The sequence below is a fragment of the Mycobacterium haemophilum DSM 44634 genome (genome assembly GCF_000340435.2).
Lineage (GTDB): Bacteria > Actinomycetota > Actinomycetes > Mycobacteriales > Mycobacteriaceae > Mycobacterium > Mycobacterium haemophilum.
The window spans coordinates 224,919-243,159 of sequence record NZ_CP011883.2 but is presented as its reverse complement, the minus strand read 5'-3'; the positions used below and the strand labels follow the sequence as shown (position 1 = coordinate 243,159).

The 18,241-nt window shown below is 62.5% G+C and carries 17 protein-coding genes and 1 pseudogene; 4 read left to right on the top strand and 14 right to left on the bottom strand.

Annotated elements, in window-relative coordinates; translation table 11 throughout:
* Positions 1–36 precede the first annotated feature (36 nt).
* Genes B586_RS01160 through B586_RS01145 form a run of 4 tightly spaced genes read right to left on the bottom strand, consistent with a single transcriptional unit; the run spans position 37 to position 4,310 of the window.
* On the bottom strand, positions 37–2,112 hold the full coding sequence (locus B586_RS01160) for a beta-glucosidase (protein ID WP_054880782.1): 2,076 nt from the start codon (positions 2,110–2,112) through the stop codon (positions 37–39).
* A gap of 35 nt (positions 2,113–2,147) precedes the next feature.
* The gene (locus B586_RS01155; RefSeq protein WP_054878936.1) at positions 2,148–2,666 is read right to left on the bottom strand and encodes a TIGR04338 family metallohydrolase; all 519 of its coding nucleotides are present in this window, start codon (positions 2,664–2,666) and stop codon (positions 2,148–2,150) included.
* Positions 2,663–3,412, bottom strand: a complete 750-nt coding sequence (locus tag B586_RS01150) for a DUF2786 domain-containing protein (RefSeq protein WP_047314458.1) — start codon at positions 3,410–3,412, stop codon at positions 2,663–2,665. Before B586_RS01150 ends, B586_RS01155 begins: the two co-directional genes overlap by 4 nt.
* 58 nt (positions 3,413–3,470) lie before the next feature.
* Positions 3,471–4,310 (bottom strand): alpha/beta hydrolase, encoded by an 840-nt coding sequence (locus B586_RS01145; RefSeq protein ID WP_047314459.1) that lies wholly within the window; start codon positions 4,308–4,310, stop codon positions 3,471–3,473.
* On the opposite strand from B586_RS01145, the pseudogene B586_RS01140 reads away from it, so the two are divergent.
* From B586_RS01140 to B586_RS01125, 4 genes and pseudogenes are all read left to right on the top strand, one after another.
* Positions 4,258–5,369, top strand: a pseudogene (locus tag B586_RS01140) (sigma-70 family RNA polymerase sigma factor). The gene B586_RS01145 and the pseudogene B586_RS01140 overlap by 53 nt on opposite strands.
* Positions 5,370–5,434: 65 nt before the next feature.
* A complete protein-coding gene (locus tag B586_RS01135; protein ID WP_047314461.1) occupies positions 5,435–6,160 on the top strand; it encodes a pirin family protein in 726 nt (241 codons plus the stop codon).
* Between the two features lie 69 nt (positions 6,161–6,229).
* Positions 6,230–7,588, top strand: a complete 1,359-nt coding sequence (locus tag B586_RS01130) for a YhgE/Pip domain-containing protein (protein WP_054878937.1) — start codon at positions 6,230–6,232, stop codon at positions 7,586–7,588.
* A 72-nt stretch (positions 7,589–7,660) separates the two neighbouring features.
* On the top strand, positions 7,661–8,776 hold the full coding sequence (locus tag B586_RS01125) for a phosphodiester glycosidase family protein (protein WP_156406683.1): 1,116 nt from the start codon (positions 7,661–7,663) through the stop codon (positions 8,774–8,776).
* A 102-nt stretch (positions 8,777–8,878) separates the two neighbouring features.
* On the opposite strand, the gene B586_RS01120 is transcribed toward B586_RS01125, so the two are convergent.
* From B586_RS01120 to B586_RS01080, 10 genes are all read right to left on the bottom strand, one after another.
* Positions 8,879–10,255 carry an HNH endonuclease signature motif containing protein gene (locus tag B586_RS01120; protein WP_054878939.1) on the bottom strand — a complete coding sequence of 459 codons (1,377 nt, stop codon included), beginning with the start codon at positions 10,253–10,255 and terminating at the stop codon, positions 8,879–8,881.
* Positions 10,256–10,615: 360 nt separating this feature from the next.
* On the bottom strand, positions 10,616–10,744 hold the full coding sequence (locus B586_RS21725) for a hypothetical protein (RefSeq protein ID WP_418001112.1): 129 nt from the start codon (positions 10,742–10,744) through the stop codon (positions 10,616–10,618).
* A 383-nt stretch (positions 10,745–11,127) separates the two neighbouring features.
* Positions 11,128–11,397, bottom strand: a complete 270-nt coding sequence (locus tag B586_RS01115) for a PPE domain-containing protein (RefSeq protein WP_054878940.1) — start codon at positions 11,395–11,397, stop codon at positions 11,128–11,130.
* Positions 11,398–11,622: 225 nt separating this feature from the next.
* Positions 11,623–12,195 carry a PE family protein gene (locus B586_RS19720; protein WP_082607467.1) on the bottom strand — a complete coding sequence of 191 codons (573 nt, stop codon included), beginning with the start codon at positions 12,193–12,195 and terminating at the stop codon, positions 11,623–11,625.
* 489 nt (positions 12,196–12,684) lie between these two features.
* A complete protein-coding gene (locus tag B586_RS01105; protein ID WP_054878942.1) occupies positions 12,685–13,362 on the bottom strand; it encodes a hypothetical protein in 678 nt (225 codons plus the stop codon).
* Positions 13,329–13,883 carry a hypothetical protein gene (locus B586_RS01100; RefSeq protein ID WP_054878943.1) on the bottom strand — a complete coding sequence of 185 codons (555 nt, stop codon included), beginning with the start codon at positions 13,881–13,883 and terminating at the stop codon, positions 13,329–13,331. The genes B586_RS01105 and B586_RS01100 overlap by 34 nt, the downstream gene beginning before the upstream one ends.
* Positions 13,880–14,857 carry an RDD family protein gene (locus B586_RS01095; protein WP_047314472.1) on the bottom strand — a complete coding sequence of 326 codons (978 nt, stop codon included), beginning with the start codon at positions 14,855–14,857 and terminating at the stop codon, positions 13,880–13,882. The genes B586_RS01100 and B586_RS01095 overlap by 4 nt, the downstream gene beginning before the upstream one ends.
* On the bottom strand, positions 14,854–15,555 hold the full coding sequence (locus B586_RS01090; RefSeq protein ID WP_047314473.1) for a hypothetical protein: 702 nt from the start codon (positions 15,553–15,555) through the stop codon (positions 14,854–14,856). The genes B586_RS01095 and B586_RS01090 overlap by 4 nt, the downstream gene beginning before the upstream one ends.
* Positions 15,525–17,075 (bottom strand): MlaD family protein, encoded by a 1,551-nt coding sequence (locus tag B586_RS01085; protein ID WP_054878944.1) that lies wholly within the window; start codon positions 17,073–17,075, stop codon positions 15,525–15,527. The genes B586_RS01090 and B586_RS01085 overlap by 31 nt, the downstream gene beginning before the upstream one ends.
* Positions 17,069–18,235 (bottom strand): virulence factor Mce family protein, encoded by a 1,167-nt coding sequence (locus tag B586_RS01080; protein ID WP_047314475.1) that lies wholly within the window; start codon positions 18,233–18,235, stop codon positions 17,069–17,071. Before B586_RS01080 ends, B586_RS01085 begins: the two co-directional genes overlap by 7 nt.
* Positions 18,236–18,241: the final 6 nt, after the last annotated feature.

Sequence of the window (18,241 nt, the reverse complement as noted above, 5' to 3'; positions counted from 1 at the left end):
GACGGTCATGCGTTCGGGCCGTGCTGATCATCACGATCATCGCCCGAACGCACGACCGGCCAGGTCGACGTGAGCTGCTAGCTCTAGGGCTACCGCCGACGCACCCACTGCCACGGTGTAGCCACCCGGCTGGATGCACCATCGGCCGGCGCTGCCGTCGTAGCGAGCCAGCAGCCGCGGATCCGCCTCGATCGTCACACGGCGGGTTTCGCCGGGCTCAAGGTCGACCCGCTCGAAGCCCAGCAGCCGCAACCGTTGTTCACCGGGGGTGTCAGTCAAATACAGCTGCGGGATATCCGCTCCGCTGCGAGCGCCGGTGTTGACGACGCTGAAACTCGCCCGCACGGTGTGGCCGGCAGTCACTACCAGGTCGCGGTACGCGAAGTCGGTGTACGACAAGCCGTGACCGAAGGCGAACATGGGGGTCTCGCCCGTCTGGGCGAACCAGCGATAGCCAACCTCGGCTCCTTCCGAGTATGAGATTGCGGTCGGTGTCCCCCAAACAGCTCCGAGGCCGGGCAGCTTCGGGCGCGGCGTCTGGCCGAGGTCGACCGGGAATGTGACCGGCAGCCGACCCGACGGATTAACCTGGCCAGCCACGATTTCCGCGATGGCCTGACCACCGGCCTGACCCGGATACCAAGCCTGAATGATGGCGTTAACCGAGTCTCGCCAGGGCATTGCCGCCGGGTTGCCGGTCTCGAGCACCACAACGGTGTTCGTGTTGACGGCCGAAACCGCGGCGATCAGCGCGTCCTGACCCCACGGCAACGATAGGTCGGCGCTGTCGAAGCCCTCCCCTTCGACACGGATCGCGAACACGATCGCGACGTCGGCGCGTCGCGCGGCTAACACCGCCTCGGCCGGGCTGATGCCGGGATCGAACTCGATCTGCGCGTTGGGGAATAGCTTCGTTAGCTCGTTAAGCGGGCTCGACGGTAGTAGGTAAAGGTTGCGTAGCCCGGCCGTCAGCCCGGACCCGCCGATCGGGATCACTGCCGCGTAGCCGCCCGGGGGAACGACGGCACTTGAACCGCAGCCAGTTGGCACACCGAGCTGTGCATAGCCGCCGATGACGGCGATGCGCGCGGGCGACTCGGCGGCCAGCGGCAACACCCCGCCGTTCTTTAGCAGCACGATTCCCTGCCGTGCGATCCGCAACGCAACCTCGTGGTGCGCAGCTAGATTCGGTATCGGCGCGGCGTCGCACCGGTCAATCCCAACAGCGAACATCGACCGCAAAATCCGTCGGACCATGTCCGACAGCCGCTCTTTGGGCAGCCTGCCGTCGGCATAGGCGTTTCGCAGCTGGTGGGTGAACGGCTCCGAGTGCCACAACACGGCGTCGATCTGGGCACCGCATTCTTGGTCGAGGCCATTAAGGGCGCACTCCCAGCTCGGTGTTGCGCCCCAATCGGACATGACCCAACCGCGGTATCCCCAGCCGCTTTTCAACACGTCATTGAGCAAAACCTGGTTGCTGGCGGCGTAGTCGCCGTTGACCTTGTTGTACGCCGTCATCACTGCGCCGGGCTGCGACCGTTCGATGGCAATCTCGAAGGCCAACAAGTCAGATTCGCGGTGCGCGTCGGGATCGATCACCGCGTCCAGCCAATGTCGATTGGTCTCGTTGCAGTTCAACGAGTAGTGCTTGACGGTCGAGATAACCCCCTGCTGCTGTATACCGTTGATCGACTCCGCGGCAATGGCGGCGCTCAAAAGCGGGTCTTCGGAAAGATATTCGAAGTTGCGACCGTTACGCGGGTCGCGCACGAGGTTGATCGCGCCCGCGAGTTGCACGTTGAACCCACGGCTGCGTGCCTCCCGGCCAATCGCGTCACCCGCGGCACGGGCCAGTGTGGGGTCAAAGCTGGCGGCCAGCGCCAGCCCGGCCGGCAGCGCGGTAGCGGTGTCACCGGGGCGATAGCCGGGATTGGTGACGCCCAGTCCGGCATCGCTCATCAGCAGCGCCGGAACACCGAGCCGAGAGATCCCGGGCACGTAGCCAGCGCTCATCGGAATGCCCGGCGGGATGCGCTCATCCCGCAGCGGCCACAGTTCACCGGCCCCCATCACCCCGACCAACAGCGAGAATCGCTCGTCGTCGGTCATCTGGGTCTCGACCTCGCGCGCCCGCACGTCGGGATCTAGTTCGCCCACCGCACACCCTCTTTGGCGTATACAACGCGGCACACGTGCCCAAGCTCTGGCCCCATCACCAGCTCGGTCAGTGCGCATATGGTGGCGACAAACTCCGGACCATGTGGCGGTTGGGCCTGACATAGGTGGTGCGCCACTTCGTGGAGAACCACCAGCTCGCGCATCGCCCAGTCGGCGCAGTTACCGTCGGGAACCGCGATGACGCCTGCACCGTCAAGGTTTTCGTAGTGCGCCGCGGTGGCCGCCCGCCGCGCCCGCACCGTGAGCGGCGACGTTTTCGGCCAGTGTTGCCGCACCGCCGGTAAAGCAAGCACATCGTCAACGTAACGCTGGACTGACGCAACCGAACCGAACCGTGCTTCCGGTGGCAGGGTCAACTGGGCGCCAAAGAACTCCACCGCGGGTGATCCATGTTCGGCGGCACGGTCGAACAACGTTCGGATGAATTCTTCAGCCGCATAAACCTTGGCACGCTGCGAGTCTCGCACTGAATCCGGCAACGTCACCGGCGCAGCGCGGGCCGCGCGCCGGGCAGCTCAGGACTGTTGCCGAGCCGGGCCTGGCGGCCGGCCCGATCGCCCGCGCGCCGCGCCGCCGACGAATAGCCTGCCGACGCTCTGGCGGCTTGCCAGGTGCCGCGCGCCTTCGACGCGCTGCGGTAGTAGTCACGAAGCTCAATCTCCTTGTCTCGCAACGCGATAGCTGTACCAGGCGGGCGATCACGGTCTTTGGTCGCTGCCCGCCGGGTCTGATCGCGGGCCTCGGCCAGACGCTGACCGACACGCATTCCGAACGCCAACTGGAAGTTGAGTCTGGCGGTGATCGTCGGGGTGGGCCGGTGCGCGCCCGACGCGAGATAGATGTCCGAGGCCCGCACCATCTGGACGACCAGGCTGGCATACAGGGCGTGCGTCGCGTCGATGTCCTCAGCGAACCCATAGGCGTAAAGGAACGTCGAGTTCGACGCCACATCACAGCGGACGTCGTTAGCGGCCGCGATCAGCACAAAAAGCTGTACATACGTCCGCAGCCCGCGGGTACCCGCTGTCCCGATGGTGATGGTGCGCTGGGTCGGGGCCTGTGCAGGCGAACGGTTGGCCGCATGCGACCGCGCCACCGCCAAGTCAATGGATGCCGCCGTCGCCAACCGTTGCGCGGCGCCCATGAACGCGTCAGCTTCATGAGCGTTGTCGGTGCCTTCAGCCTGACGCAGCAGTGCGGCGATACGGGCCAGCATTTTGTCGTCGGTCATAGCGCCAAACTACGGGAGTGGTATGACATTGCTGCGTACCTGACGGCCGCGACGCCGGTCAGAGCCTTTTCAAGATCCAGCAGACCACATCCTCGAGCACCTGGTCACGCTCCGGCTCATTGAAAACCTCGTGATAGAACCCGGGATAGACGTGCAACTCGACGTCGGTGGATCCCACACATTCGACCAAGCGGCGGCTGCCGTCGACGGGGACAAGCCGGTCCTCTGCACCGTGCACCACCAGTAACGGCGCGGTCAACGCCGGTGCCCGGCGGGACATAGTCTCGCCGACCTGCAACATCGCGCGCCCGACACCGGCGGGGACCCTGCCATGGTGCACCAACGGGTCGTCTTTGTAGGCGGCTACTACCGCAGGGTCCCGAGATATGGCGTCGACCTCGAGCTCCTGTACCGGCAGCCCGGGTGCGACCATGCCGAGCCCCTTGCCGACCACCGCGAGCAGCGGCGACACCATGTCTTGGGCCGCCACCGCTGGCCCCGATAGCACCATCAGGTCGTAGTTGTCCGGACGTTCGACGCCATAAGCGAAGGCGATCGCCCCGCCCATACTGTGCCCCAGCAGGATGCGCTTGAGGCCAGGATGTTCGCGGGTGGCGATCCCGACCAGGATGTCGAAGTCAGCGTTGTACTCGGAGATATCCCGAACCAGGACCCGTTTGCCGCCCGAGCGGCCATGCCCACGGTGATCCAGCGCGTAGGTGGCCAACCCTGCTTCGGCGAAGCGCTGCGCGACATGGTCGTAGCGGAGGGCATGTTCGCCGAAACCGTGCGCCAGCACAACTACTGCTCGCGGCCGCGTATCCGGCGTCCAGACGTCGTAGACGATGCGCACGCCGCCGACACCGTCGAAATTCCGCTCAGTGCGAGTGGTAGTCATTACGGGCAGCGTAGTGGCTTCGCGGGTGAGACGTCAGACAGCATGCGTAGGCTCGGTTGGGTGAGTCTGCTCGCTGATAATTCGGACGCCCAACGCGCCGGCGGCAGCGGAGGGGATTTCGCCACCCATGCCGAGCCTTACCGACGTGAACTGCTCGCGCACTGCTATCGGATGACCGGATCGCTGCATGACGCAGAGGACCTGGTACAGGAGACATTTTTGCGGGCCTGGAAGGCCTACGAGCGTTTCGAAGGCAAGTCGTCGATACGGACCTGGCTGCATCGCATCGCCACCAACACCTGTCTGAGCGCCCTGGAGGGTCGGCAGCGGCGGCCGTTGCCGACCGGGCTGGGGGGATCGGGCTCCGACCCGACTGCAGAGCTGGTCGAGCAACGCGAGGTGCCGTGGTTGGAGCCGTTGCCGGATCTCACCAATGACCCGGCGGATCCCTCGGTCATTGTTGGGTCGCGTGAATCGGTGCGATTGGCATTTGTTGCTGCCTTGCAGCACCTCTCACCCCGACAGCGGGCGGTGCTGCTGCTTCGCGACGTGCTGCAGTGGAAGTCAGCTGAGGTGGCCGAAGCAATCGGCACCACCACGATCGCCGTTAACAGCTTGCTGCAGCGGGCCCGCTCCCAGCTGGAGGCCATCCGGCCTAGCTCCGCCGATCGACTGGCGGCACCGAATTCGGCCGACGCACAGGACTTGCTGGCCCGCTACATCGCTGCGTTCGAGGCGTACGACATCGACCGCCTGGTGCAGCTGTTTACCGCCGAGGCAATCTGGGAAATGCCGCCGTACGTCGGTTGGTATCAAGGGCCACAAGCAATCGGCACACTGATTCACCAACAATGCCCCGCCGAGCATCCCGGTGATATGCGACTGATCCCGTTGTCCGCTAACGGCCAGCCGGCCGCAGCAATGTATATGCGGGCAGGTGAGGCACACCGCCCCTTTCAGCTGCATGTGCTCGAAATGCAGACCGACCGGGTGTCGCATGTAGTGGCGTTTCTTGACGACACCTTGTTCGCGAAATTCGGGCTGCCCAGCTCCCTGTAACAGGGAGTGCCACACCGCGTTCGGTGCAAGCCGACCCCACGGGGCCGCCCAGTTACCCTGGGGTGATGCCTGCTACAGCAGAGATCCGACGGGCGGCTGACCGGGCCGTCACCACGACATCCTGGTTGAGTTCCAGGCACTCGTTCTCGTTCGGCCACCACTACGACCCGGACAATACCCACCACGGGCTTTTGTTGGTGAACAACGACGACCTAGTGGCACCGGGTACCGGCTTTGATACGCACCCACACCGCGACATGGAGATCGTCACCTGGGTACTGCAGGGCGAATTGACGCACCAGGATTCCACCGGTAATCGCGGAGTGATCTACCCCGGCCTGGCCCAACGTATGTCGGCGGGCCGCGGAATTCTCCATTCGGAGAAGAACGATTCGGCAACAAAGCCAGTTCATTTCGTGCAGATGTGGGTAATCCCCGATGAGACCGCCAGCTCACCGAGCTACCAGCAGCACGACATTGACGAGGAACTGTTGAGCTGTGACCTGGTAACCATCGCGTCGGGCATACCCGGGCGTGATGCCGCCATTTCCCTGAACAATCGCAGCGCGGCGCTGCACGGCGCGCGGTTATCGCCCGGCGCCGCGGTCCACCTGCCGCCGGCCCCCTACCTGCACCTCTACCTCCCGCGCGGCCGGCTCACCCTGGAAGGCCTTGGCGACCTCGAGGAGGGCGACGCGGTCCGGTTCACCGGCGCCGACGAGCGGCGGGTGACGGCTCACACGTCGTCGGAGGTGCTGATCTGGGAGATGCACGCAAAGTTGGGCGGCTAGGGCCTGCCACACCATGCTAGGTGTGCCAATACCGGCGACATAGAGTGGGCACGACAGACAGGAGCCCGCATGTCTCAACCGCAGCCACGACACGCCGCGTCCGACCCTACCCGCGATGCAAAAGCGGTACGGACCGTGCGGTTCTGGGCGGCACCGATCGTCATCACGTTGGCCCTGATGTCGGCACTGGCTGCGCTGTATCTGGGCGGAATCTTGAATCCGACAACCAACCTGCGGCATTTCCCCATCGCTGTGGTGAACGAGGATGCCGGACCGGCGGGTGCACAGATTGTCGATGGCCTGCTCGCCGGATTGGATAAGAACAAGTTCGACATCCGGGTGGTTTCCTACCGCGAGGCACAGCAGCTGCTGGACAGCGCCGGAGTGTATGGCTTGGCCGTGATACCGCCAACCTTTTCGTCGCAGCTGCGGGATTTCGGGGCCAGCGCGGTCCTGCCCACCCATGCGGATCGGCCGGTAATCACGGTCTCAACCAACCCGCGTGCAGGCACGCTGGGATCTAGCATCGCCGGCCAGATCCTCACCCAGGCAATGACTGTGGTCAATAGCAAAGTGGGCCAACGACTTACGACGGAGGTCGCAGCTCAGACCGGCGGGGCACAACTGACCGGAGCGTCGGCGCTGGGTCTGACCAATCCAATTGATGTCAAGTCCACCATTTACAACCCGTTGCCGAATGGCACCGGCAACGGGTTATCCGCTTTCTACTACGCCCTCTTGCTACTACTGGCGGGCTTTACCGGCAGCATTGTGGTCAGCACGCTGGTGGACTCGATGCTCGGCTATATACCGGCGGAATTCGGACCGGTGTATCGCTACGCCGAGCAGATCAACATCTCACGCTTCCGCACACTGTTGGTCAAATGGGGTCTGATGGTGGCGCTGGCCCTGCTCACGTCAGCGGTCTACCTGTCCATCGCCCACGGGCTCGGCATGCCCATTCCGCTCGGCTGGCAATTGTGGCTCTATGGGGTATTTGCGATCAGCGCGGTGGGTATCACGTCCAGCTCGCTGATCGCGGTGCTGGGCTCGATGGGTCTGCTGGTCAGCATGTTGATCTTCGTGATTCTCGGATTACCGTCGGCGGGCGCCACGGTTCCGCTGGAGGCGGTGCCGCCGTTCTTTCGCTGGCTGGCCGAATTTGAGCCGATGCACCAGGTGTTCCTTGGCGTTCGGTCGCTGCTGTACCTCAAGGGTCATGCGGATGCCGGTATGTCGCAAGCATTGTTGATGACAGCCTTGGGCATGGCCATCGGGCTGTTGCTGGGTGGTGTCGTCACGCGCATATACGACCGCGGGGGCTACCACCGGATCCCGGGGGCAGTCGGGATGGCGATCGCCGAATGGCACCAAGCGAAACACCAAGCGCGCCTCAGACCACACGAAAATTCAAGCGAGCAAACGTAATTCCAACGCATCCGAAGTGTCATTGGTCTGTTATTTAAGTTGACAGTGCGGCTTTTGTGACTGATGCTGTGCATGTCGCATTCGCATCAGGGCCGAAAGGTTATCGTGCTGACCCCAACCGCCAGCCTGCGTCGACTGGCGGCTGGCTGCACTGCTGTGCTTGCCTGCCTAACCCTGTCCAGCACAGTAGGACAACCAGTCGCACACGCCGCGGACGGGCGCGAGATGCTCGCCAACGCCATCAATAACACAAAAGGCTCATACCTGGTCTATAACTTCGGTCCCGGTCATCCCACGCCGATGCTCAACGCCGGCGGCGGCTGGTACGAGATGAACAACGGCGGCCATCTGATGATCATCAAGAATGCGGCGCAACGGCTTTCACCGCACCTACTAGTAGACACCCACCGAGGTGACCAGGCGCGCTGCGAAAACAACCCTCGGGCCCGCACCAGCGAAGGACTCTGGCAAGCATCGGAGATTTACACGCCGCTGCAGGCGTGGCAGCGAATGGGGCAACCGACAATCGCGATTAACGCCAACTTTTTCGACGTACGCCCGCAGAAGGGCGGCTCGTGGCGCCAGACCGGCTGCAGTTCACCGCTGGGCGCCTTCGTGGACAACACCCGCGGCCAGGGCCGCGCCAACCAGGCGGTCACCGGGACCGTCGCCTACCCCGGTAAGCAAGGCCTGTCGGGTGGAGGTGAGAGCTGGAGCGCGCTGACGACGATGATCCTGCCATCGGGTGGTACGCCGTATGTGGTGTGGCCCCGCGCCAAGAACGACTACGATGCCGCCACCCCAGTGATCCAGGACTTGCTCAATAAGAACGAAAAGTTCGTCGCGGTCGCCGGGATCGGGCTGTTGTCTCCCGGTAACACCGGACAGCTGCACGACGGCGGTCCCAGTGCGGCGCGAACGGCGCTGGCCTACGCAAAGCAGAAGGACGAAATGTACATATTCGAGGGCGGCAACTACACACCAGACAACATGCAGGACCTGTTTCGTGGCCTGGGCAGCGACACCGCTGTCTTACTCGACGGCGGTAGCTCATCGGCCATTGTGCTACGCCGCGACACCGGGGGTATGTGGGCCGGCGCCGGCTCGCCAAAGGGATCATGCGATACCCGACAGGTGCTGTGCGATTCGCACGAGCGCGCGCTGCCGAGCTGGCTTGCGTTCAACTAGCTCACCCGGACCGTATTTTCTTCACCGCCGGTCACGAGGACGGCAGTAAGGGCGCCACAACGATTCACGTGGAGGTCAAGTGACATGACCCCTCCGGTGCCCCTAGTCCCCTTCATCGTCGTCGCGGTCGTGGAGGAGTTTTTCGGGGTGCCAGTAGGTGTTGGTGCGGGGTTGGCGGTGGTCGAGGTGGGGTGGTGGGATCCATTCGGTGTCGCCGTGGGTGTTTTTGCGGGTGGTCCAGCCGCCGGGTTGCAGCAGGCGGTGTTGGGGGCCGCAGCCGAAGGTGAAGTTGTTGACGTCGGTGCTGCGGCAGGTGGCGTAGGCGGTGACATGATGCACTTCGCAGTAGTAGCCGGGCACCGTGCAGCCCGGCGCGGAGCAGCCACGCTCCTTGGCGTACAACACGATTCGCTGTCCAGGTGAGGCCAGTCGCTTGGTGTGATAGAGCGCCAGCGCCTTGCCCTTATCGAAAATCGCCAGGTAGTGCCGGGCGTGGCGGGCTAGGCGGATGACATCACTCATGGGCAATAGGGTGCCGCCGCCGGTGAGGCCTTTGCCGGCGGCGGCTTGCAGCTCGGCCAGGGTGGTGGACACGATGATGGAGGCCGGTAGCCCATTGTGCTGGCCCAGTTTTCCCGACGCCAGCAGGGCACGCAACGCGGCAGTGAGCGCGTCGTGGTTGCGTTGGGCGGGGCTGCGGGTATCCCGCTCGATCGCGTCTTGGCTGGGCGCGCCGTCCACACATGCGGTGTCATCGGTGGGGTTACACATGCCGGGCGCGGCCAGTTTGGCCAGCACAGCCTCCAGCGTGGCGCGGGCCTCGGGGGTCAGCCAGCCGTGCAGCGCCGTCATGCCGTCGGTCTGCTGGTTGCCTAAGGTTACGCCGCGCCGCCGGCCGCGGTCGGTGTCGCTGTAGGTGCCGTCGGGGTTGAGGCAGTCGGCGAGCCGATCGGCCAGCCCGGCCAATTGTTCGGGCCGAAACTGGGAGCCCAGTTTCGCAAGATGCGCTTCGGCGTGTTCGCGGGTTGCCGTATCGACCCAGCCGGGCAACCCGTGGCAGAACTTCCGAATCACCGCCACCTGACCGGCGCCGAGCTTCCCGGCGCGTTGTGCTGCGGCGGTCGCGGCCAAGACGGGTGGCAACGGTTCACCGGTCAAGCCCCGACGCGGCCCCAGATCGGCGGCCTCCCGGATACGCTTGGCGGCCTCGGCGCGGCTGATCAGCGTCCACTCAGCAATCGCATGCGAAAGCGTGCCGCCCAACTCTTCGGGGGTAGCTTGGCGGGCAAGCTGATTGATCATTGGGTGTTCGACGGCAGGTATCCTGCGGCGCACCCGCTCCACCCGCTCCAACAACACCAACCACTCCGGGGTGGTCAATGTGTCGAAGTTCAGCTTGGTCACGCCGTCGACCGCGGCGTCGAGCGCGTCGAAGGCCGCCGTGATGGCCTCCCGATCAACAACACCGCCCGAGCTCATAATGCGACGCTAGCCGAGCCCACCGACAAGAATCGCCGCCCAGTGACCGCTGATACCGCAGTGACACAAGTGATTTCATTGTGTGCGCTAGGAACCCGACTGACACTGTGGTGAGGTCGGCACCGCTGGACCAGGATCGCCGAACCTCGAATTCAGATCGCCGGCAACGACTCTGATGTCCGGTCTCAAGTTGGTTAGCAGACGTGGCTTAGGAACCGTACGGACATGGCGACTAGGGCATGTCACGATTTCAGTTATTGTCGGATGCCTAGCTAAGAACGGGTGGACTCAGTAACGGGGACTCGCCAGTGCTCCTGAATTGAGAAAGTAAAAGCATTGGGACAGCAGCGGTTATCGACGTTAGCTGCCCTGTAGGATCTGCTGGGAGGCCTGCTCATGGTGCTCGTAGCGGGTGGCGGCCCCCAGCTGGTCACGCACCTCGTGCAGCATGTTCACAACGTTGCCAAACGCCCGATTAATCTGCCCCATAGTGTCGAAGGAGCTCGATTTCGTTTAATTTCGTTGCGTTGTGAGCGAAACAGTCCGAGCCACGACAGTTACCCGCCGGTCAAGTCGCGGGGCATCATAAGCAGACGCCGAGGCGGCCACTATCGGACCAGAATCCGCACCCATATCTCCGGGGAGGGTGACCCCACCACCGATCACCCATGCAAGACACCTATTTCCAGATATTGCCAGCGCCAAACTCAACTACCATTCATCTCCGATGTTATAAAAGCCGGGGGCGGACGCGAAAGGTTGGTGGCGCCCATCGGGGCTGGTATAATTCCTTGGCGTTCAGCCCGCGCTATAATATCGAAGGCAACAGACTGATACGTATTCATCGACTCCGTATTGGTGGCCCACATCTCTTAGTATTCGCGTTCCAGGTCCGCGATTTTGGTGGTGAATTGCCCCAAAAGGTTGATTGCTTTCAGCGCTAAAGCGCACGAGCGGTTCACCCCTATCGAAGTATACGGCGTCATCGAGGCGACCGCCTTGTCGTAGGCCCGCGCCGCTTCATTGAGAAACCCGGCGGTCTTAGCGGCCGTGCCGGCGTGTTCATCCAACCAGTCCATGTACTTTGTTGCCGCTTCCATAAATTTGTTCGCCGCCGGACCGACAAACGCATATTCCGTCATCCCAAGTTGAATTTGCCACCCATCCTTCGCGAAAAACAAAAAACCGTGACACGATTCACCTCGTTATCCTCGGCAGTGTCCGCATAAGCAGACGCGGCGGCCCCCAGGCTCCGGGACGACTACTTGTACCTGCCGATGTTCGTGCCTCGACCAGTATGCACCCGATACGGGTCTCGGCGAGCATTAAACGAGTATCAATCATCCATGCTACGAGTAGAAGCAATATCAATCACTATACTCATCATCACTATGACTCAGAAAAATATGCTTTTCAGATCTCGGAAAAACCCCGGCACCATCATCTTCGTCGCTAGTATATGGGGCAGGCACGCCTTTAGGTATATCCTCGTTATACGGGGCATGAACGCCGGTACGCCGGACATACGCGTCCCTGCCACCACTTCGATCACTAAGAAAATCCTTCTTGCCGGACTCGTCAGTGTCCGCATATTTAGATGCACCATCCTTTAGGCTCCAGGACAACCGCTTGCCGATGTCCGCGCCTCGATCGGTATGCACCCGGTACAGGTCTCCGCGAGCATTAAAAAATCTCGCTAACAGAGCTGACACGCTATCCTTCCCCGGCGCGGGAATATTGGTCACCATCGGGGCCTTGTTGGCATTTGCTATCGAAATCTGGTGAGCTATCTCTACCATCTTAGCGCTCACCTCAGTCATGCCATCAGGATTTGCCGATATCGCTTCCGTGTCTGCCAGTAACGACGCATCCAACCTTTTTAGCGACGAATTAAGTTCTCCTTGCTCGGGGGACGTATTCGTTTTTTTAGGAATAAACATATCTTCTCCAAGTCTATTGGAAACAGGATCAAATCTTTTAACCCGAGTTGGCTCAAATTGGTGCGCAACCCGACGGCGCGTTTGTCCAGGTCACTCTCACACAGGTCGGTGAACGCACCGATCGTCGATACCTTGGGCAGTCTCGCAAATATGAACAGCGTTGATTAACAACGGCTTTCGCTCACTGGTCATCACCCGATCATGCCCACGGCAGCAGCCTGCGCGACCAAATCGGACCCCACGGGCACTAGGTTTAGTGCGCAATCTTTGCCGATCTTGGCGACAAAGACGCGGGTCATTGCCTTGTGAATGCTCCGGGAGTCGATTCGTGAGCCAAGTCAGATTCTAATGGTGTGTTGACTTTCTCTGCAAAAATTATCAACACTCCCTCACGACCGGTTAGTTATGTGAACGTTACCTTATTATATCCGATTATCGGGCTCTTCGCACTTCGAGGGTTCAGCTCTAAGCCAAGCCAGCGCGGTCAGGCTACAGCTGCGGCGTCAAATCCAGTGACGTGATGGTCGTCATCCTGGTCACCAGCCAGCGGCCAGCGCTACGTTTCATAAACAACCGGTAGGACAGATATTTCAGCGACGGAATGTTTTTGGTCAATGGGCTGGTGGATGTGGTGTTGGTATACACGATGGCGATGGCATTCGGAGCGTCCAGCGATTCGACCGCCACGCCGGTGACTTCGGTGCTGTTGGTTATCTTGGCCTGTTTGTTGGGGCCGACAATGGCGTCGACGAATTTGCGGTACTGGGCACCAAAATCGCCGCTGAGGTAGGTCGCCGCACGGTCAGCCAGGGTGTCCATGTTCTCCGGCGTATAAGTCCACAAAACCGTGATCGCGGTGGCGGCTGTCCGCGCCACTTTGAGCTTGACTGCGGCGGTGGCACGATCGGCCAGGTAGGGCTGCACGGTCGCGCCGGCAAACGCTGTGGACCCAACGAATAGCACTGCGGCAACCGCGACGGCGATGGCCATCCGCTTGCCGGCCAGTCGGCTCCTTCGGGCGCCACCGTCTTCGGCGGCTGCCGCGGGTGTCTCCTCTTGGTTCTCACCGTCACCGTCTGCCTGTTCTGCTGCCGCACCGTCGATCTCATCGGAGGCCAGTCCAGCGTCGGCGGTCAGATCACCTGCAGCAGGTTGCTGATCTTCCACTGATTCCCTTCCCGAGTCGCGGTTGCCGTCCAACGATTTGTGCTCTCGAATACCTGCTTTTCATCCGGCGACTTGGAGGTGACTTCGGTGGCCACCAACACGTTGGCGCTGCCATCGTCGTTCCACCTTTCCACACCGGCGTCGAGCACGGTGCCCGTGGCTGGTTCGGCTCGGGCGACCTGGATGAGGATCTCGTTCACCTTCTCGTGGTACTGCTTGGCGAAGTCACCGGTCGCTTGTGCCAAGATCCGCGATACATAGTCATTGGCGTGATACGGATCAAGGGTCGTGAACTCCGCCATGAACCATTTGACGTAGCTGAGCACCTGCTGGTCCTTGGCCGCGGCACGCTCACGAGATGCATGGGAGATCGACATCAGGGTGGATACCGTGATTGCCGCCACCATGACCAACGCAGCAACCGTGGCGGCAACCGGTAACCCCCATTGTCGCTGCAACGCCACCGTGCGCGCGATAAGCAGTGTCCCCTCGCCGGCTTGAAACTTGCGGCGGGGACTCATTTTCCGTTCCCAGGTGGTCTCGGTTTGGTCAACACGGTGAGGTCGTCAACGAACCAATGGCTGTGCTCGTCTTTAGCGAAACTGACCCGAACGGTTGCGCTGATGTAGCGTTCGTCGGGCGCCGCGCCGCGCCGGCCCTGCATAAACAACAGCATCGTCGCTCGGTCCGGCGTGACCGACTGTATCGAGCCCGCCGTCGGCCAATACTCGTTGATGACCGGGTGCCCCTTTTCCACGACATCCTGCTGCGCGGCCAGCTGGCGCCGATACTTGTCGCTAGCCAGCGATTGGGCGTGCGCGAAATCGTCGCGCAGCGATTTTGGGTCGTAGGTCAGCATCTGCGCGACCATCTTCGGTCCCTGAATCGCGATCTGTGCCCGAGTTTGGTCGACCGCCCGATCATGCGAGTACACCACCGCATAGCTCACGGCGACACCACACAGGCACACCCCCGCCGCGATCAGCAGTGCCATCGACGCCCACCGCCGTGTGGTGCGCTGCCGCTCGCCTGGTTGGATGCAGCGCACTTCGGTGCGCAACAGCATGTCAGCGAAGGTGCGGCGTCGTGAATCCCACAGGGGCCATAACCAGCCCACGAAAACCGCTGCCGTGTCGAGCAGGTGGGTCAGATCCCGCAGCAACAGCCGCCACGGCCCGATGGCTGTCCCATCGCGCATTACCACCGCGATGCCACACAGGGCACGTCCCAAGCTCCAACCGGTGACTGTCGGCAGCAGCAACCGGTTGACCAACATCAGCAGGATGACGACGCCGCCAACCGCCATGCCCAACCACCACCACGCGCTGCGCAGCGGGACAGTGAGAACGACCAACGCCATCGTCGTCACCACAGCCAGACCCGGCAGCACATCAACAGCGAACGCGGTCACCCGAAGGTGCCATGGCGCCACGCGATGCGACGACGGCTCGCCGATGACCGCGGCGGTCTGACTCTCCTCGACCACCACCGTCACTTCGTCACCTGGTCGAGCTTGGATATCTTGTACTGGCCCTCAGCGAGCGCCATTTTCACCCGCAGCCGGTAGCCGGTTTCTTGGTTTTGCGCCTGATCGCTAGACAACTTGACGCGGAGCGCGACGAGCACATCGACTGAACCGTCGTTGTTATTGCGCTCGACCGCTGCCCGTACATCGGACACCTGAATGTGTACGTTCGCAGCCTGATACGCCTGAACGAGCATGCTCGTGTACAGCAGGGCTTGCGCGCGGAAAGCATCGGTACCGCAGTCGATGATCTTCTGTTCACTGGCCGCCATCGCGTTGGTGTCTGGCGCCTGTGTCGCCGCGACACAATCCATCGCCGCTTTCAGCGCCGCGGTGTCGTTGCGTGCCATCGTTTGGCTGTCCTGATGGTAACGCAGCGCGCAGTAGCCACCGGCCGCTACGCCGCCGGCCGCCAGGAGAAGCGCCGCAGCGATACCAGCAAGCCACCCGCGACCCAGACGCGACCGGCTGGGCGTGACACTCGAAACGTCGGCTGCGACTTCTGATTCTGCCGACTCCTCGATGGTCGGCTCGGGGCTGACCTGGTCGGCCACGACCTCGGCGTCCTGTCGAACTTTCCGCTCTGATCTCCGGGAGAGCATTCGCAGACGACGAAGCATCGACATCGGTGGGGGGTTCAGCCGGCTGGTGCCAGCATCTCCTTCCATCCGTCGTCTCCTGTTTTGGTCGAGTTTTCGACAGCGTATTTCACTCCGTCGGGCCCTACCAGTTCACCGCTTTGGGGACTGTATACGGCCGAGGGAGGCCCGCTCGGAGTGTAGACACACGGGTTGGGCTGTTGTCCGTTGCACTGCACGCTACCGGATCGTGGCCGCGACAAGGGGTCGCTGATCGGCGGGGGTGTCCCCGACAGCCGGTCCGCGGGCGCCGGGTTCACGCCGTTGTCAACCGTCGGCGCTGGGATCACCAAGCCTGGCTTGACCGGCTGATCGCAGCGCGCCCCGGGCCCCGGGCAGGTCAGGAGCTGGTTCGGGTCGCCGAACCAGGGGTTGGTCCCCAGCGGAACGTACGGTTTGGGGTCGCGGCATTCCCGTGGCGAGGCCGCCCGCTTGCCCGGGACATCGACGCACGGGATGTTTCGCGATCCGCGCACATTGTTGGCCGGCGTGTCCATCGGGATCTTGCAGTACGTACCGACCGGCAACGGCTGCAGGCTGGTGTCCGCCGGCGACCGCCATTCCGCTGCCGGAATGAAGCCGGTCAGACAAGGCGGCGGCTGGTTGATCGACAACGCCAGGTCAAGCGCGGCCATATTCGGGAACGGCGCCGCCACCGTCTGCGCAATCGAAGCACCCTGCGGCAGGAACACCAGCAGCTGCTCCACACCGTTGTGGTAGCGCTTGAGCATGTCGATCACGATCTCGAGGTTCGCCAGCGTCTGCGGCAGTGAATCCCGCACGTCGCTGAATACCGCGGTGACCTCATCGGCGGTTGGCGCCGCTTGGGACAGAATGCTTTTCAGGTGCTGATCTTGTTGTGCGCTCTGCGCCGCCAGGACGTTCAGGTTGTGTGCCCAGCGCTCAATCGCACTGCCGGATTTGACTTGGCTGTCCAGGATCGGTCCAGAGTTTTGGATGATGTCGTTGACGTCGGTGATGTTGGTCTTGAAATCGCCGACAATCGCCTGAGTGGAATCGACCAACCGTTGCAGGGCCGGACCCAACCCGCCGACTGCTTGTGCTGTCTCGTCGAGCAGCGAGCCGATCTTTTCCTTGGGCAACGCGGCAAGCCCTCGGTTAGCGGAGTCCAGTGCCGGCCCGATCTCACTGGGCACCTTGCCCTTGGTGATGGTTTGTCCGGGTGCCAAGTACTTGCCGGGGTTCCCGGTCGACACCAGGTCCAGGTACTGCTCACCAACCGCCGACACCGAGTGCACATTCGCCGACGCATCGATCGGGATCTTGTAGCGACTGTCGATACTCATCGTTGCCTCGGCGCCCGTTGCGGTCGGCTCGACATCGGTGACCTTGCCGATAGTGATGCCGCGGTAGGTCACGTTGGCCGTCGGATACAGCCCGCCCGTTGCGGGCAGCTCCGCCTTCAGCGAATACCGACCGATACCCACCAGGCTGGGAATCTGCAGGTAGTACACGCCCAGAACAGTCAGCGAAATGGCGGTCAGGATGCCGAACAGGACCAGCTGGCGTCTGATGAACGAAGTCAGCATCGCCTATCAGCCCTTTCCACCAACGGTCCACCAGGTGCGTCATTGGGGTTCGGTGTGTAGCGGACGTCGGGGATCATCGTCTCAGGATCGCGACCAAATGACTGCTCGAGGGCGCGCAGCGCCCCGGACAACCCGGTACCGGTAAGCACCGCGTTGTCCATGGCGCTGTAAGTGACGTCCAGCGTCAGCGACACATTCTGGTAGTCGCCCCGCATCATCTTCGGAACGGTGTCGACGTCGTACGGCTGGGTCAGGATCAACTTCAGCGCGCCGATCAAATACGGTGAGGCACGGCCGAGTTCCCGCAGCGGGCATCCCAGCGCTTGCAGGTCGGTGTGCAGGGGGCCACGCGCCTCCGACAAATACTGATCAGCGGCCTGGCTGAGCTGTCCAACCGAATCGGTGGCGTTGATGAGCAAGTTTTTGGTGTCGGCGAAATGCTTGATCAGCGGCGGGATGTCGGTCAGCACTCGATCGAGGACGTCCGAGCGGCCACCCACATAGGTCAGCAGCCGGTTGGTCGAGTCGATGGCGTGGGTGATGTCATCGCGTTGCTCGTTGAGCTGGCTAACAAAGGTATCCAGCTTTGTTAGGAAGACATGGATCTGGTCGGCTCGCCCGTGGAAGATGTTGAAGACCTCGTTGGTCAGTGTTTCCAGATTCGGGATGCCACCGCCGCGCAAGACCAGGGAGAGACTGGCCAATGTTTGCTCGGTGGTGGGGAACGCCGACGAATTCTGCAGCGGGATGGTGTCACCATTCTTGAGCAGTTCCGGCGACGGGTTCGCCGGTGCGGCCAGCTCCACATGCTGGGAGCCCAACAGGCTGGTCTGGCCGATCTTGGCGGTAGCGTTCTTCGGTAGCTTGACGCCCTTGTTTAAACCCAGCGTCAGGGTGGCCACCCAGTTCTTCAAGTTGATGGCGCGTATCGAGCCGACTGTGACGTCGGCAACCATCACCTTGCTGTTGCCGTTGATCGCCAGCGTGTCCGGTACCTGCACATAGATGGTGTAGGACCCCTCGCCGCTGCCCGGACCACCCGGAATCGAGACGTTAGAAATTCCACGCCAGCCACACGAGCTTCCCAACAGCGCGACCACCAGCAGCACCAGCCCCTGCCAGGCGCGGTAACGGAGCCTGCCAGCGCGCACCGCGCTCATCGCGCG